We start from the raw sequence: 14718 nt of genomic DNA, 5'->3' as shown, positions 1-14718 counted from the left end.
CCTCACGAGTTCGCGCGCGAACGCTTCTTCTTTCCGATGCTGGGGCTAAAGCTCATCAGGCTCAGAATTTCGAACAGCATCTGCGCGCCGGCATGCGCTGTGTTGTTCGTTGCATCATATTGCGGGGCAACCTCGACGACATCGCCGCCGACGATGTTGAGACCCTTCAGCCCATGCAGCAACGCGAGCGCTTCGCGCGTCGTCAATCCGCCGATCTCCGGCGTGCCGGTGCCGGGCGCGAAGGCGGGGTCGAGGCTATCGATGTCGAACGAAATATAAGTCGGTCCATTGCCGACGATTTTTCGGGCCTTCCGAATGATAGCGTCGATGCCGAGCTTCTCGATCTCCTCGGCGTGGATCACCGTCATGCCGCTGTCGTAGGAGAACTCCCAAAGATACTCCGCCGCGCCGCGAATTCCGATTTGCACGGTGCGTTTTGGATCGAGCACGCCGTCGAGGACGGCGAGGCGGAACGGACCGCCGTGATGGAATTTGGTGCCGTCGTACGGACCGCCAGTGTCGCAATGCGCGTCGATGTGAATCATGCCGACCGGCTGTTTCGCGCCGATCGCGCGCAGGATCGGATATGAAATCGAGTGATCGCCACCGACGCTCAACGGGGCTACGCCGGCGTCAACGATCCGGCGGACATGCGCTTCGATGTCTTCGTGCGACTCGACGAGGCTGTAGCGTCCGCGAAAGGGCACGTCACCGACGTCGGCGACGCGGAGTTCCGAGAGCGGCGCACATGCGAGGACATGATTGTAAGGCCCTATGCGTTCGATCGTGCGCAGCGCGCGCGGACCAAATCGCGAGCCGGGGCGGTTCGATACGCCGAGGTCCATCGGCACGCCAAGCAGCGCAACATCAAGGTCTGAGAAATCGGGAGCGCGCGGGTCGATCTGCCGATGCGGCGCGGCGAGTAGCGTCGGTACGCCCATATAGGGCGCTCGCCGCGTGCCTTTCGGATCGAAGATCTTCTCGGCGACTTTGCGGAAGTCCGGATCGAAGGTCTCGCCCGGTTTTGCGTTTGCGTATTTCTTGCGGAGGCGTTCGAGATCGGAGGGCATGAGGTTCTCCGAGGAGGGAACCTCAACATAAGTCACGAACGGCTGTAGCGGAAGGCGCGGCGATTACCGTTTCGTCTTCTCTGCCACGCGTTTATCGAAACGCTCGACGTTCACGATTACGCGCTCGTGCGTGCCCTCGCCGATGAGTTCCTTGTCGTCCCGCGCTTCGACGCGGAAGAAAAGCTTGCGGCCGTCGACGCCGATGATGCGTGCGGTGGCGGTCACCGTCATGCCGACCGGCGTTGCCGCGATATGCGTCACGTCGAGCCGCGTGCCGAGGCTTTGATGGCCCTCGGGCAGCAACGATTCGCAGGCGTCCAGCGCCGCCGCTTCGATGACGTTGATCATGACGGGCGTTGCCAGGACCGCGATCTTGCCGGAGCCGACCGACGGTGCGGTGTGCTCTGGCGCGACCTTGAGTTCGGCGCTGCCCTGCAGTCCGGCGTGGAGACGCGAGAGGTCCAAATAAAATCTCCAATAAGAGCGTATGCGCCTCTAGCGCTCCCTCTCCCGCTTGCGGGAGAGGGTTGGGGTGAGGGCAGGCGGCACGTTCTGAGTGTGAATTCCCTCACCCGGCGCTTCGCGCCACCCTCTCCCGTAAACGGGAGAGGGAAAGACCCGAGCGCACCAATGCCGGCTCGCCGTCAGATCTTCTGGTTGTATTCGCCGACTTCCGGATGCGTGCGCAGCACGCTGTCGATCGCCTTGAACATGTCGTGCATACGCTGCTCGGCGGCCGGGCTTTCGACGACGACGACGAGTTCCGGCTTGTTCGACGAAGCACGGAGCAGGCCCCATGTGCCGTCTTCCACCGTGACGCGGACGCCGTTGACGGTGACCAGATCGCGAATCGCCTGGCCGGCGACTTTCTCGCCCTTCGCCTGCGCGTTCTTGAAGTGGGCGACGACCTGATCGACGATTCCGTATTTGGTCTCGTCGGCGCAGTGCGGCGACATCGTCGGCGACGACCACGTTTTCGGCAGAGCGTTCTTGAGTTCCGACAGCTTCTTGTCCGGGTTGCGATCCATCATGTCGAGGACTGCAATGGCCGAAACGAGACCGTCGTCGTAGCCGCGGCCGAACGGTGCGTTGAAGAAGAAGTGGCCGGACTTCTCGAAGCCGGCGAGCGCGCCGATCTCGTGCGTGCGGCGCTTCATGTAGGAGTGGCCGGTTTTCCAGTAGTCGGCCTTGACGCCGTTCTTCTTCAGCTCCGGATCGGTGTTGAAGAGGCCGGTGGATTTCACGTCGACGACGAAGGTCGCGCCGGGATGCAGCTTCGACATGTCGCGCGCCAGCATGACGCCCACCTTGTCGGCAAAAATCTCGTCGCCGGTGTCGTCGACAACGCCGCAGCGATCGCCGTCTCCGTCGAAGCCGAGCGCGACGTCGGCCTTATGCCGCAACACCTCGTCGCGCATCGCGTGCAGCATTTCGAGGTCTTCGGGGTTCGGATTGTATTTCGGGAAGGTGTGATCGAGCTCGGTGTCCATCGGGATCACTTCGCAGCCGAGTGCTTCGAGAACCTGCGGCGCGAACGCGCCGGCGGTGCCGTTACCGCAAGCCGCAACGACCTTGATCTTGCGCTTGAGCTTCGGGCGATTGGTGAGATCCTTGATGTAACGATCCGGGAAGTTGTCGTGATAGACGAAGCCGCCACTCGGCTTGAGCTTGAATTCGGCGTTGAGGACGATGTCCTTCAGGCGGCCGATTTCTTCCGGGCCAAAGGTGAGCGGGCGGTTGGCGCCCATTTTCACGCCGGTCCAGCCGTTATCATTGTGGGAAGCCGTCACCATCGCGACGCACGGCACGTCGAGTTCGAACTGAGCGAAATACGACATCGGCGACACGGCGAGGCCGATGTCGTGCACCTTCATGCCGGCTGCCATCAGGCCGGTGACGAGTGAGTTCTTGATCGCGGCCGAATAGCCGCGGAAATCGTGACCCGTCACGATCTCGGGCTTTTGCCCCATTTCCTGGATCAGCGTGCCGAGGCCCATCCCGAGGGCCTGCATGCCCATCAGGTTGATTTCCTTCTCGAACAGCCAGCGCGCGTCGTATTCGCGGAAGCCGGTCGCTTTCACCATCGGCTGGGCTTCATACGCATAGGTGTTCGGTTTCAGCGAGGGCTGCGGCTTTGGGTACATAAAGTCCTCTGGGCTGTATCGTTCTGAAGGCAGGAATAGCGGACGCGGGCGTGGGCGGAAAGCCCTGATTGTTCGCTATTGTTCCATCGTAAGTTGGCCGGATCGCACTTCGTAGCTCTTCAAGCGAGCTAGGAAAGAGTTGCCCAGCAGGTTCATGCCGTTCATGGCGCCGGAGGGCAGCACCATGGCGCGCACGTTCGTGACCTTGATGCCCTTGATCTTGACTGACGGCAGGATGACCTCGGCAGCCTTGGTCACGCCATTGGCTGTGCTGACTGAATGTTTGAAGTCCTCGGCGCGGACTTTAACGCCGGCTTTCTGCGCATCTTGATAGTTCAGCGCGACGAAACTCGCCCCGGTGTCGACGACAAAATTGAGCACCGCGTCGCCGACCGTCGCACCTACGTCGAAGTGTCCCCCGCGACCAGCGAGCAAAATGAGCCGGGTCGGACCGGATGCTTCTGCCGGCTGTGCCGTCTGCACCGGCGCCGGAGCGCGTGTCGCTGTCGACATGCGTTGCGCAAAGAGGGTCGCGCCGAAAGCGGCGACCACAGCGACGACAATCAAAGCAATCATGTTGCGCATAGCGCGCGTTAAATCACGCGGGTTGCCAATAAGTCGTAAAATCGATCCTCGGATTAGAGCGCATCGCGTTGGTTTCGCTGCCAAACGACTACGCAAATGGCGACAAGTTTAAGTACCGCGCGGTTTCGCGCGGCGTGTTGGCGGTGCGCTCGTTGGGTCCTCGGGCCAGGGGTGGCGCGGGTAGCGGCCGCGCATCTCGGTGCGGACAGCCGCATAGGAGCCGCGCCAAAATCCGGGCAGATCGCGCGTCACCTGCACGGGGCGATGCGCCGGCGACAGTAGTTCGAGAACGATCGGGACGCGGCCACCCGCGACGGACGGATGTTGGGTGAGGCCGTAAAGTTCTGGCACGCGGACCGCAACGCTTGGGCCCGCTGGGTTCGCGTAGTCGATCCGGAAGCGCGATTCGGTCGGCGCTTCGAAATGCGTCGGTGCGTCGGTATCGAGTTTTCGGCGCAGCGACCAATCAAGACGCTGGTGTAGTGCTTCGGACAAGTCGTCGGCACCGAGTTGGCTGAGCGCCGTCTTGTCGGCGAGCACAGGCGCGAGCCATTCGTGCGCCGACGCGGCGAGTGCGGCGTCGGAGAGATCGGGCCATTCGTCGCCCTCGGCGGTGCGCAGAAACATCACGCGGTCACGCCACTGCGTCAGCGCTTCGCTCCACGGGAGCTGCGAAAGTCCGAGCGCGACGATGCCGTCGGTCAGGACGCGTACGGTTTCATCATTCGGCGTGACTTTTTGCGTCGCGTCGCTGAGCGCGATTGCGCCGAGCCGACGTTGAACACGTCCGCGCAGCGATTTCGTATTCGGATCGAAGGTGATCTCGTTGCGCTTCTCGATGCGATCGCCGAATCGCGTTTCGATCTCGGCGAGCGTGATCGGTGCCGCCAAAACGATGCGGCTTTGCGCCGCGCTGCCGGTCAGTTCCGCCACGGTGAGATAGCTTTCGCGCGCGAGCGGAGAGGTCGGATCGAGTTGCGCTCCGCGCCCGTTGGCGAGCAGGAACGCACCGGTGTTGCCGCGATTTTTCGCGATGCGTTCCGGATAAGCGAGCGAAAGTATTTCGCCGGCTGATGTCTCTTGATCAGTGTCGCGCGAGGCGCCGGCCATTTCGGCCCAGCGCTTCGCCATGCGCCGCGCATCATCGCCGCGTTTCGATCGATCGCGGCGCAGGCCGTCGAGACGCGCGACGAGGTCGACGCTGTCGCCGCCGAGACCGCGTTCCGAGACAATCGCTGCGATGTCGGCGGCTCGTGTGCCGGCGCCTTCGCGCGCCGCATCGACGATCATACGCGCGAGGCGCGGCGGGAGCGGCAGTTTCTGCAGTGCGCGCCCTTCGTCCGTGATGCGATTGCCGGCATCGAGCGCGCCGAGTGTGCGCAGTAGGTTCTGAGCTTCCTTCAGAGCCGGCGCTGGTGGCGGATCGAGGAATCTCAGTTGCGTTGGCTCGGTGACACCCCATTGTGCGAGGTCGAGCACGAAGGATGTGAGGTCGGCGCTGCGGATTTCGGGCTCGGCGAAGGCCGCCAGCGATGCGGTCTGCGGTTCATCCCACAGGCGATAGCAAATGCCTGGCTCGGTGCGGCCGGCGCGTCCGCGACGCTGATCGGCCGCGGCACGCGACACGCGCACGGTTTCGAGGCGTGTGACGCCGACATCGGGCTCGTAACGCGGGACGCGCGCGAGGCCGCAATCGATCACAATGCGCACGCCGTCGATGGTGATTGAGGTTTCGGCGATGGACGTTGCGAGCACGACTTTCCGCGTGCCCTTTGGTAGCGGCTGGATCGCAGCGTCTTGAACATCGCGGTCGAGCGCGCCGTAGAGCGGAACGACGCTTATGGATGGGTCACTCAGCCGTTCGCGCAGAAAAGTTTCGGTGCGGCGGATTTCGCCGGCGCCGGGCAGAAATGCGAGAACCGAGCCCGGCTCGTTGTCGAGTGCGCGCAGAATTGCGTCGGTCATCTGGCGCTCGATCGGCGCGCGCTGATCGCGGCCGAGATGGCGCGTCTCGACCGGAAATGCGCGGCCCTCGCTTTCGACGACCGGTGCGCCATCGCCGAGGAGTTTCGCGACGCGCGCACCGTCCAGCGTCGCCGACATCACGAGGATGCGCAGATCTTCGCGCAGGCCGCTTTGTGCGTCGAGGGTCAGCGCGAGCGCCATATCGGCGTCGAGCGAGCGCTCGTGAAATTCGTCGAAGAGCACGGCCGCGACCCCGTCGAGCGACGGATCGTCGAGGATCATGCGGGTGAAAACACCCTCGGTGACGATCTCGATGCGCGTGCGTTTCGACACTTGCGATGAGAAACGGACGCGCAGGCCGACCGTGTCGCCGACTTTCTCGCCGAGCGTTTTTGCCATTCGTTCGGCGGCGGCGCGGGCCGCGATCCGGCGCGGTTCGAGGACGATGATTTTGCCGCTCCCGACCCATGGCGCATCGAGCAACGCGAGCGGCACGCGCGTCGTCTTGCCGGCACCCGGCGGAGCGACGAGGACGGCGGCCGTTTTGTCGCGCAGCGCGTCCTGCAGCGCGGGCAGTGCTGCGTCGATGGGGAGGGACGTCGAGAACTCCATGCCGTGGGGTTACGGCACGATCGCGATCTTGTCGCCCAGTTTCATCTCGCCGCCCTCGATCACTTCGCAGTAAATGCCGCAGTCGGTGTGGCCGAAGGCCTGCATCAGCGTGCGCGGAATATTCATGTCGCGGGCGGCCGTGACGGGGTCGACGTTGGTGGCGGCGCAGCGCTCGATGCGCTTGGTGACGCGGAGTTTCACGCCCCCCACAGTCAGGTCCGAGCCGATCAGCATGAACTCGCTCCAGGCCGGCCAGCCCTCGAGATAGATGTTGGCGCGGAAGCGGAGTTCGTCGACCGGTGCGCCGACCGCGCCTTCGACCTCGGCGATCGAGGCGCGGTTGAGGATCGAGACAAAGCCACGGCGCGAGTCGGTGAAGCGGTAGGTGTCGGGCGCGGTGAGGACCTTCGGCGGGCCGCGCAGTTCGTCCGGCATGAATTTCCGGAAGAAGGCCTCGATGGTCAGGCGGCCGTCCTTCGTCGAAAGGTCGCCGCGCGCAGCTTCTCGGCCCTCACTGTCGATCGAGAGTTCCCGGGTCGCGTCGTGATAGCGCGTGCGAAGGCCGGCCAGGCGCTCGTTCCGCATCAGCATCAGATACTTGATCTTCGGCTGATGCTCGGGGGCGGCGGCATCGAAGCCGGACGGCCCATTCTCGACCGCGAACAGCCGGTCGCCCGGAAAATAGTGACCTGCCGTCAGCTCGGCCCGCTCCAGCGGCTCGGGCGAGAGGCCCTTGACGGGGTAGCGGTACAGGGATGCGATGGTCGCGGTCATCCGAAGCTCCAGGTTGCGCTCGGAATATCGCCCTCTCCGGCGGCTGAGAAGACAAGAATCGTGTCCGTTCGTTGCGTTGCAATATTCCTCAAGCGGCTGAGGCTGCACCTCTTTCGAGTCCGTTTGGCGGTTCCCATATTGCGTTCGTGGGCGCCTCCTAGAGGGCCCACGGCTCCCTGTCGGGAGCAAAATCCATCGGCGCGGCTCGCCGCGACGAAATCCAACCCATTGACGATGTTCGATTTTCGCGCCTTCGGGGCGAGCGGACAGGCTGAGGGAGTAACGCCATGAACTTTGAGAAATTCACCGAACGTTCGCGTGGATTTGTGCAGTCCGCACAATCTCTTGCGCTGCGTGAAGGGCATCAGCAATTCGGCACCGAGCACCTGCTCAAGGTGCTGCTGGACGATCCCGAGGGGCTGGCGGCCGGCCTCATCGACCGCGCGGGCGGACGCTCGCGCGAAGCATTGGCGGCGACCGAGGCCGCTCTCGACAAAATGCCGAGTGTTTCGGGATCGGGTGCCGGCCAGGTCTACCTGGCGCCGGCGCTCGCGCGCGTCTTCGACAACGCCGAGAAGATCGCGCAGAAGGCGGGCGACAGCTTCGTCACGGTCGAGCGGCTTCTGCTCGCGCTGACGATGGAAAAGGAAGGCGAGGCCGGCAAGATCCTGGCCCGCGCCGGCGTCTCACCGCAGAACCTCAACACGGCGATCGAAACTCTCCGCAAAGGCCGGACGGCCGACTCGGCCTCGGCCGAGCAGGCTTACGACGCCTTGAAGAAATACGCCCGCGACATCACGCAAGCCGCGCGCGACGGCAAACTCGACCCGGTCATCGGCCGAGACGAGGAAATCCGCCGCACGATCCAGGTGCTGTCGCGCCGGACCAAGAACAATCCCGTGCTGATCGGCGAGCCCGGCGTCGGCAAGACCGCCATCGTCGAAGGCTTGGCGCTGCGCATGATCAACGGCGACGTGCCGGATTCGCTGCGTGACAAGAAGCTGCTGTCGCTCGACATGGGCGCGCTGATCGCGGGCGCGAAGTATCGCGGCGAGTTCGAGGAGCGGCTGAAAGCCGTGCTGCAGGAAGTGACTGCGGCCGAAGGCGGCATCGTGCTGTTCATCGACGAAATGCATACGCTGGTCGGCGCCGGTAAGGCGGACGGCGCGATGGATGCGTCGAACCTGCTGAAGCCGGCGCTTGCGCGCGGCGAGCTGCACTGTATCGGCGCGACCACGCTCGACGAGTATCGAAAGCACGTCGAGAAGGACGCTGCGCTCGCGCGGCGCTTCCAGCCAGTGTTCGTCTCCGAGCCGACCGTCGAAGACACGGTTTCGATCCTGCGTGGCCTGAAGGAGAAGTACGAACTCCACCACGGCGTGCGTATCACGGACGCTGCGATCGTCGCGGCCGCGACGTTGTCGAACCGTTACATCACGGACCGGTTCCTGCCCGATAAGGCCATCGATCTCGTCGATGAAGCAGCGGCGCGTCTGAAGATGCAGGTCGACTCGAAGCCGGAAGAGCTCGACTCGATCGATCGCGAAGTCGTGCGTCTGAAGATCGAGCAAGAGGCGCTCAAGAAGGAGACCGATGCGGGCTCCAAGGATCGCCTTAAGCGGCTCGAGAAGGAACTCGCGGGTCTCGAAGAGCAGTCGGCGACGCTGACGCAGCGCTGGCGTGCCGAGAAGGACAAGCTTTCGAACGCGCAGAAGCTGAAGAGCGAACTCGATGCAGCGCGCAACGAACTCGCGGAAGCGCAACGCCGCGGCGAATATCAGCGTGCCGGTGAGCTCGCCTACGGCAAGATCCCGGAGCTCGAGAAGCAGGTCAAAGCGATCGAGGAGAAGGGCGATAAGGGCGATCTGGTCGACGAGGCCGTGACGCAGAACCATGTCGCGCAAGTCGTCTCGCGCTGGACCGGCGTTCCGGTCGACACGATGCTGGAAGGAGAGCGGGAGAAGCTGCTGCGCATGGAGCAGGAGCTGGCCACGCGCGTCGTCGGCCAGGCCGATGCGGTGAAAGCAGTTTCGACCGCGGTGCGTCGTGCCCGTGCGGGCTTGCAGGATCCGAACCGGCCGATCGGCTCGTTCATGTTCTTAGGCCCGACCGGCGTCGGCAAAACCGAGCTGACCAAGGCGCTCGCGTCGTATCTGTTCGACGACGAGACCGCGATGGTGCGCATGGATATGTCGGAGTTCATGGAGAAGCACTCCGTGGCGCGACTGATCGGTGCACCTCCGGGCTATGTCGGCTACGACGAGGGTGGTGCGCTGACGGAAGCGGTGCGGCGGCGGCCCTATCAGGTCGTGCTGTTCGACGAGATCGAGAAAGCGCATCCGGACGTGTTCAACGTTCTGTTGCAGGTGCTTGACGACGGCCGTCTGACCGACGGTCAGGGTCGCACCGTCGATTTCCGCAACACGCTGATCATCATGACGTCGAACCTCGGCGCGGAATTCCTCGTCAACCAGCCGGATGGTGAGGACACCGACAAGGTCCGCAACGAAGTCATGAGCGTGGTGCGTTCAGCGTTCCGTCCGGAATTCTTGAACCGCGTGGACGAGATCATTCTCTTCCATCGTCTCAAGCGGGAAGAGATGGGCGCGATCGTCGATATCCAGCTCGCACGTCTCGCGAAGCTTTTGGAAGATCGCAAGATCGTTCTCACGCTCGACAAGAAGGCTGTCGCTTGGCTTGCCGAGAAAGGTTGGGATCCGGCCTATGGCGCGCGCCCGCTCAAGCGCGTGATCCAGAAATCAGTGCAAGACCCGCTCGCCGAAATGATCCTCGCCGGCACCGTGCGTGACGGCGAAAAGGTCAAGATTTCGGAAGAAGGCAACGTGCTCACCTTCAACGGGAAGGCGTTGCAGACCGCCGAGATCACGCAGTTCGATCCGCCGCAGAAGCGCAAACTGCACTGATCGCATGTGAATAGAGCGAAAGGCCCTACTCGGCGGCACTGCCCGCCCGGAGGGCCTTTCTTTTGGTCAGAGCAACGCGTTACGCGGCGTCGATCCGGCACTGGTAGCAGTTGTTGCGCGCCTAACGGACGTGCACGTACGCGACGTCGTCGCGCTTCAGCAGTTCTTCGGCTCGTGTCGAGATCTTGTCCGTCGGCGTGACTTCGCCGGTGCCGTAGACGATGCGATCGTCCGATCCATATCCGCGCACGATGTAATCCGGGCTCGAAAGAATTTCGGGAACGTCGCCAGTTGGTTTGCTTGCTTCGCACGGCTCTGCGTGAAGAAAGATCGGCCCAGTCTCTGCGTACGGTTGAAGTCCAGGGAATGGACGGAAGGCGAGCACCAGATACGGCTCGCCGGTTGCGACGTGCTTTAAGCAATGACGGCACGGAATGGTGCCGCCTTCCGAGACTCGCCGCTCAGGCGTAAGGCCGTAGGCGTCGGCGCTGCCATTTTGAAGGGATCGCACGGTCTCGGTGGGAAGAGCTTTGAAATGCACGGTCATGGTCATCTCCGATCTGCGCGAACTATGCGCGTGCGATCGGCGTCAAACCCACCCGTTTCCTGCTTGCGGTTGTGCCGAGACGGCGGCGCGGATTATTCTCGGAGCGTGAACCTCAAGCAGTACAACGCCTTTTGCAAAAAGCTTCCGCGCGCGACGCACAGCGTGCAGTGGAGCGACGCACATGTCTGGAAAGTCGGCGGCAAAGTCTTCGCTTTGGCGCGCGAGGACGACGAGCCGTTCCGGGTCAGCTTCAAGGTTTCGGATCTGGCGTTCGAGATTTTGTCCGAGCAGGAAGGCTGCAAGCCCGCCCCCTATCTCGCCTCGCGCGGACTGAAGTGGATCCAGCGTCACGGCGACGAGAGCGTCGACGATGCGGCCCTGAAGGACTATCTGCGCGAAGCCCACCGGCTGATCGCAGCGAAACTCACGAAGCGGGTTCAGCGCGAGCTTGGGCTGCTGGCGGATTAGTCTCCGAGACCGTTAACTGGCGAAATTATAGTTTTTTCATAGATTTAGTCGCTGTCGGGCGCGCGCTACGCCGTCGCTCGTCTCTACTTCAGATTGCGCGCCGATCCTCGATCATGCATGATCCACGATAGCGAGCGCGCCGTGAGCGGGACGGTGGGGCTCTGATCGGGATGGGCCATGCGCCTCGATATTTCGAGCCGACTGCAAGCCGGGCGCTTGCATGAGGCTCTGACCGGCCAAATCGTCGACCAGCATTACAAGGCCGGCGAACGGCTCGGGCTTGGCGCTTTGGCAGAAGAATTCGCGGTTTCGCTTCCCCCGCTGCGAGCCGCTGCCGCGCGGCTGGCGCGGGACGGCCTCGTGACGCTCTCACCTTGCGGGGAGTATTTCACCGTCACTTCGCCGCCCGATGCCGCGTGGATGGAAGAGCTTCTCAGTTATCGATTGCTGATCGAGACATCGGCCGTGGGGCTGATCGCCCGACAGCGGCCGACCGAGACGTTGCGGCGCATGCGTGCGGCGGTGCGCGCGGACGTGACCGGCGAATCGCTCACGTTCGGCGCGTTCCGGATGATGCACGATGCCGACAAAGAATTTCACGCCGCCATCGTTGAAGGGACGGGCAACCGCGTCACCATCCGCGCGTATCGCGACCTGCAGCCGCATCTGCACTACGCGCGTTTATTTTATAGCGGTGCGGCGCGGAACTGCCGCGTGATGAACGAGCACGGTGCGATTGTTGTTGCGGTCGAGCGCGGCGAGGCGGCCAATGCCGAGCAAGCGTTGCGTGCCCACATCGAGGAAACGCACGCATTCGCCACGGCGTTCGATCCGGCGGCGTTGTTTCGGCAAGCGCTCGGACAAACGCCATGACGCTGACGGACGAGGCGCGGGGACATCAGGCCATCTCTCGCCGCGGTCTTGCGGATCAGATTTACGATGTTTTGCTCGGGCGCATCATCGAGCAGCATTACGGCCCTGGCGCTAAGCTGAACATCGATGCGCTTGCACGCGAGCTTGGCGTCAGTTCGTCTCCGGTGCGCGAGGCATTGGCGAAGCTCGCCGCCGTCAAACTTGCGGTTGCCAATTCATATGTCGGCTACTCGATTGCACCGGTGCCCGACAATGCGTGGTTCGAGGAAGCTTGGCGTTTCCGTTCGCTGATGGAGCCGTGGGCTGCGGGCGAAGCTGCAATACATCGCCCGGCCGACGAGATCGCGCGCATGCACGCGTCGATGGATAGTTTGCGCGAGTTGCTGACGGATGCTCCGCGCGTCAGCCGGCCGAGCGGCATCCCGGCTGAGAACTACGCGATCTTCAAGACCGACGTCATGTTTCACCGCGCGGTGCTCCACGCATCGCGCAACCGCGTGATGATTCGGTCGTTCGAGGAGATGAACGTGCATCTCCAGTTCGCGCGGCTGGCGCGTGAGATGCCGGAGCGCGTCGTGCGCGTGACGATCGCGGAGCATGAAGCTGTCGTCGATGCGATCGAACGCGGCGATAGCGAAGCCGCGAAAGCCGCGATGGCGAATCATCTTCTGCAAAGCCGGATGCGCGTCGGCACCGCGCTCGAAGGCGGATCGCTGGCTTAAGATTGCTCTAGCCACGTTGTTTCGAAGCGGTCGCTCGCGTGGATGTCGATGGTCTCCAGCAGGCCGGGGCCGAGATTCTTGAACTTGTGCGGAGTGCCTGCCGGAGCGACGAGCACTTGACCGGCTGTCGCCTCGATCTCCTTGTCGCCGAGCGTGAATAGCGCGCGTCCGGTGCGGACGATGAATGTTTCGAGATACGGATGCGTGTGGAGGCGAGGACCTGAGCCGATGGCGTCTTTGCCGAAGAAGATGATCGAATAGGGCATGCCGTAAGCCGCGCCTTCGATTTCACCCTGCCAGTGGGTTGTATTCTCGGTCCAAGTTGCACGGTCGATCACGAAAACCATCGTGGCCTCTCAAGTTGCAGTTGCGGGACGGGGACGTGGTTCAAGCATGACGGCGTAGAGGCCGAGAAGCAGCAGCGTGCCGGCCGCATCGGCAAAATAGTTGGCGAGACCCGGCGCGCTGTAACTCAGCAGGAATTGCCATAGCCAATAGCTCGCGCCGATCAAAGCCGTCACGCCAATGATGCGTGCCGGATCGATGCTCGGTCGGTCAGATTGCGAGCCGTAGCGCGCGAGCGCGATCATCCTCGGCATGCGCCAGGCGAGGAGGCCGGCGCCGAGCCACATCGCGGCGAAGGCGGCGGCTCCGTAGGCCAGACCGTGGCTGACGAGAATTCCCCCGGCGACGAAGGTGCCGCCGAGGCCGCCGGCGATTGCGACGTCTTTCGCCAGGCGCCACGTTTCGCCGAGCGGGCCGAACATCAGCCAACCGGGGAGCAGTACGCCGAGCGCCCAAGCGCACAGCCAGATCGCGATGTAGGTGAGGGCGGCCGAAACGGATGGTGGTGTCGGTGGTTCGGCTCGGAGCGCGAAAACGCGGTGCGAGAAGAATGCAACGACGGCGAGCACGATGCCTTCAGGCAGCCAAGCGCGAACGAACTCGCCTAGCGGCACCCCGAATCGAATGGTGGGACGGAGCTGTTCAGCGAGCGGCGAGCGCCACAGCGTGAGAAGCAAGAGAGCCGGAAATGCGATCGCGGCGTAGCGAAGCCACGGCACGATTTAGCGCCGGCGGCTCGATGCTTCGCGGCGGCGCGTCTGCTGTGCCTCGGTCGCTTCGGTCGGCGAACGATTGATGATCGCGTCGATCTTGGCGCGCTCGCGCTCGAACGATGCCATTGCGTTGCCTTCGAGGGCGCGGCCACGCGGCAGCTTTATGCGGACCGGATCGACGAAGCGGCCGTTGACGAGCACCTCGTAGTGGACATGCGGGCCGGTGGAGAGACCGGTCGAGCCGACATAGCCGATCAGCTGGCCTTGGCGGACGCGGGTTCCGACCGAGATGCCGCGTGCGAAGCCGGACATGTGGCCGTAAGCGGTCTCGTAGCCGTTCGCGTGTTTGACGCGGATGTATTTGCCGTAGCCGCCTTCCCAGCCGGCCTTTTCGATCACGCCGTTACCGGATGCGTAGATTTGCGTGCCGCGCGGCGCGGCCCAGTCAACGCCGGTGTGCATTTTCGAGTAGCCGAGGATCGGGTGACGCCGCCAACCATACGGGGAGCGCATCGCGCCGCCGTCGATCGGTTTGCGGACGAGGAATTTCTTGGAGCTTTTGCCGCCTTCGTCGAAGTAGTCGACGACGTTGTCATCGGGCGCGAGGAAGCGGTAGTAACGGCGCGTTTCGCCGCCGATGGTGAGCGATGCGTAGAGCAACTCGGTCTTGTCGTTGGTCGCGCCGCTGTCGTCTTCACCCGGATAGACGAGTTCGAGCGAATCGCCCGGCTGCACCTTGCGCTGGAAGTTGATGTCGGTCGAATAGACGCGAACGAACGCATCAATGAGTGGGCGTGGAACGCCCTGGCGCAGAGCGGTTTCGTAAATGCTCTGCTGCAGGCGAACGCCGCCGCCGTTATCTTCTTCCTCTTCGTCGTCATCCTTGCTCGGGCCTTTGTTGTCGGCGACCTGCGTGTCCGCCGACTGGACGTCGACGGAGACGTATTTGCCGATATCCGAGAGCGCGACGACAACT

Annotated in this window: 14 protein-coding genes (1 of these 14 only partly in view); 4 read left to right on the top strand and 10 right to left on the bottom strand. The window is 63.4% G+C overall.

Features of this window, described 5'->3' with window-relative positions; all coding sequences use genetic code 11:
- Positions 1-2: 2 nt before the first annotated feature.
- The 6 genes from speB to GJW30_RS03445 form a co-directional block, all read right to left on the bottom strand.
- Complete coding sequence (gene speB / locus GJW30_RS03470) at positions 3-1070, bottom strand: agmatinase (RefSeq protein WP_096351675.1); 1068 nt, start codon at positions 1068-1070, stop codon at positions 3-5.
- Between the two features lie 63 nt (positions 1071-1133).
- Positions 1134-1535: a thioesterase family protein gene (locus GJW30_RS03465; RefSeq protein ID WP_096351673.1), complete on the bottom strand. Its 402-nt coding sequence runs from the start codon at positions 1533-1535 to the stop codon at positions 1134-1136.
- 179 nt (positions 1536-1714) lie between these two features.
- Complete coding sequence (locus GJW30_RS03460) at positions 1715-3214, bottom strand: phosphomannomutase/phosphoglucomutase (RefSeq protein WP_096351670.1); 1500 nt, start codon at positions 3212-3214, stop codon at positions 1715-1717.
- Between the two features lie 75 nt (positions 3215-3289).
- Positions 3290-3883, bottom strand: coding sequence for a retropepsin-like aspartic protease family protein (locus GJW30_RS03455; RefSeq protein ID WP_130364738.1), 594 nt, complete (start codon positions 3881-3883; stop codon positions 3290-3292).
- A gap of 24 nt (positions 3884-3907) precedes the next feature.
- Complete coding sequence (hrpB, locus tag GJW30_RS03450) at positions 3908-6376, bottom strand: ATP-dependent helicase HrpB (RefSeq protein ID WP_096351665.1); 2469 nt, start codon at positions 6374-6376, stop codon at positions 3908-3910.
- A gap of 9 nt (positions 6377-6385) precedes the next feature.
- Positions 6386-7150, bottom strand: coding sequence for an MOSC domain-containing protein (locus tag GJW30_RS03445; RefSeq protein WP_096351662.1), 765 nt, complete (start codon positions 7148-7150; stop codon positions 6386-6388).
- 287 nt (positions 7151-7437) lie between these two features.
- Here GJW30_RS03445 and clpB point away from each other — a divergent pair, with 287 nt between their 5' ends.
- Complete coding sequence (gene clpB, locus GJW30_RS03440; protein WP_096351659.1) at positions 7438-10074, top strand: ATP-dependent chaperone ClpB; 2637 nt, start codon at positions 7438-7440, stop codon at positions 10072-10074.
- Between the two features lie 121 nt (positions 10075-10195).
- Here clpB and GJW30_RS03435 read toward each other — a convergent pair whose 3' ends face one another.
- Positions 10196-10621: a DUF1203 domain-containing protein gene (locus GJW30_RS03435; protein WP_096358634.1), complete on the bottom strand. Its 426-nt coding sequence runs from the start codon at positions 10619-10621 to the stop codon at positions 10196-10198.
- A 105-nt stretch (positions 10622-10726) separates the two neighbouring features.
- Here GJW30_RS03435 and GJW30_RS03430 point away from each other — a divergent pair, with 105 nt between their 5' ends.
- The 3 genes from GJW30_RS03430 to GJW30_RS03420 all read left to right on the top strand — a co-directional run bounded on the left by GJW30_RS03430 (position 10727) and on the right by GJW30_RS03420 (position 12684).
- Entirely contained in the window at positions 10727-11089 is a 363-nt protein-coding gene (locus GJW30_RS03430; protein WP_096351655.1) for an MmcQ/YjbR family DNA-binding protein, read from the top strand.
- A 177-nt stretch (positions 11090-11266) separates the two neighbouring features.
- Positions 11267-11962, top strand: a complete 696-nt coding sequence (locus GJW30_RS03425; RefSeq protein ID WP_096351652.1) for a GntR family transcriptional regulator — start codon at positions 11267-11269, stop codon at positions 11960-11962.
- Complete coding sequence (locus tag GJW30_RS03420; RefSeq protein WP_096351650.1) at positions 11959-12684, top strand: GntR family transcriptional regulator; 726 nt, start codon at positions 11959-11961, stop codon at positions 12682-12684. The genes GJW30_RS03425 and GJW30_RS03420 overlap by 4 nt, the downstream gene beginning before the upstream one ends.
- On the opposite strand, the gene GJW30_RS03415 is transcribed toward GJW30_RS03420, so the two are convergent.
- The 3 genes in view from GJW30_RS03415 to GJW30_RS03405 are tightly spaced (at most 9 nt apart) and all read right to left on the bottom strand, a layout consistent with a single transcriptional unit that may run on beyond the window.
- Positions 12681-13031 (bottom strand): cupin domain-containing protein, encoded by a 351-nt coding sequence (locus tag GJW30_RS03415; RefSeq protein WP_096351648.1) that lies wholly within the window; start codon positions 13029-13031, stop codon positions 12681-12683. The two genes, GJW30_RS03420 and GJW30_RS03415, sit on opposite strands and share 4 nt — an antisense overlap.
- 9 nt (positions 13032-13040) lie before the next feature.
- Positions 13041-13748, bottom strand: coding sequence for a hypothetical protein (locus GJW30_RS03410; RefSeq protein WP_096351645.1), 708 nt, complete (start codon positions 13746-13748; stop codon positions 13041-13043).
- Positions 13749-13751: 3 nt separating this feature from the next.
- Positions 13752-14718: the 3' portion of a M23 family metallopeptidase gene (locus GJW30_RS03405; RefSeq protein WP_096351643.1), read on the bottom strand. The gene runs 1034 nt beyond the window's last position; only the last 967 of its 2001 coding nucleotides appear in the window; its start codon lies beyond the right edge, outside the window — the gene reads right to left on this strand; it ends in the stop codon at positions 13752-13754.

The organism is Variibacter gotjawalensis, assembly GCF_002355335.1.
Lineage (GTDB): Bacteria > Pseudomonadota > Alphaproteobacteria > Rhizobiales > Xanthobacteraceae > Variibacter > Variibacter gotjawalensis.
This window is presented reverse-complemented; position numbering and strand designations above follow the sequence as displayed.

Excerpts from the sequence above, each read along its gene's own strand:
- GJW30_RS03420 (WP_096351650.1), top strand. The coding sequence starts at position 11,959 with ATGACGCTGACGGACGAGGCGCGGGGACATCAGGCCATCTCTCGCCGC.
- GJW30_RS03415 (WP_096351648.1), bottom strand. The coding sequence starts at position 13,031 with ATGGTTTTCGTGATCGACCGTGCAACTTGGACCGAGAATACAACCCAC.
- clpB (WP_096351659.1), top strand. The coding sequence starts at position 7,438 with ATGAACTTTGAGAAATTCACCGAACGTTCGCGTGGATTTGTGCAGTCC.
- GJW30_RS03445 (WP_096351662.1), bottom strand. The coding sequence starts at position 7,150 with ATGACCGCGACCATCGCATCCCTGTACCGCTACCCCGTCAAGGGCCTC.
- GJW30_RS03435 (WP_096358634.1), bottom strand. The coding sequence starts at position 10,621 with ATGACCGTGCATTTCAAAGCTCTTCCCACCGAGACCGTGCGATCCCTT.
- speB (WP_096351675.1), bottom strand. The coding sequence starts at position 1,070 with ATGCCCTCCGATCTCGAACGCCTCCGCAAGAAATACGCAAACGCAAAA.
- GJW30_RS03460 (WP_096351670.1), bottom strand. The coding sequence starts at position 3,214 with ATGTACCCAAAGCCGCAGCCCTCGCTGAAACCGAACACCTATGCGTAT.
- hrpB (WP_096351665.1), bottom strand. The coding sequence starts at position 6,376 with ATGGAGTTCTCGACGTCCCTCCCCATCGACGCAGCACTGCCCGCGCTG.
- GJW30_RS03425 (WP_096351652.1), top strand. The coding sequence starts at position 11,267 with ATGCGCCTCGATATTTCGAGCCGACTGCAAGCCGGGCGCTTGCATGAG.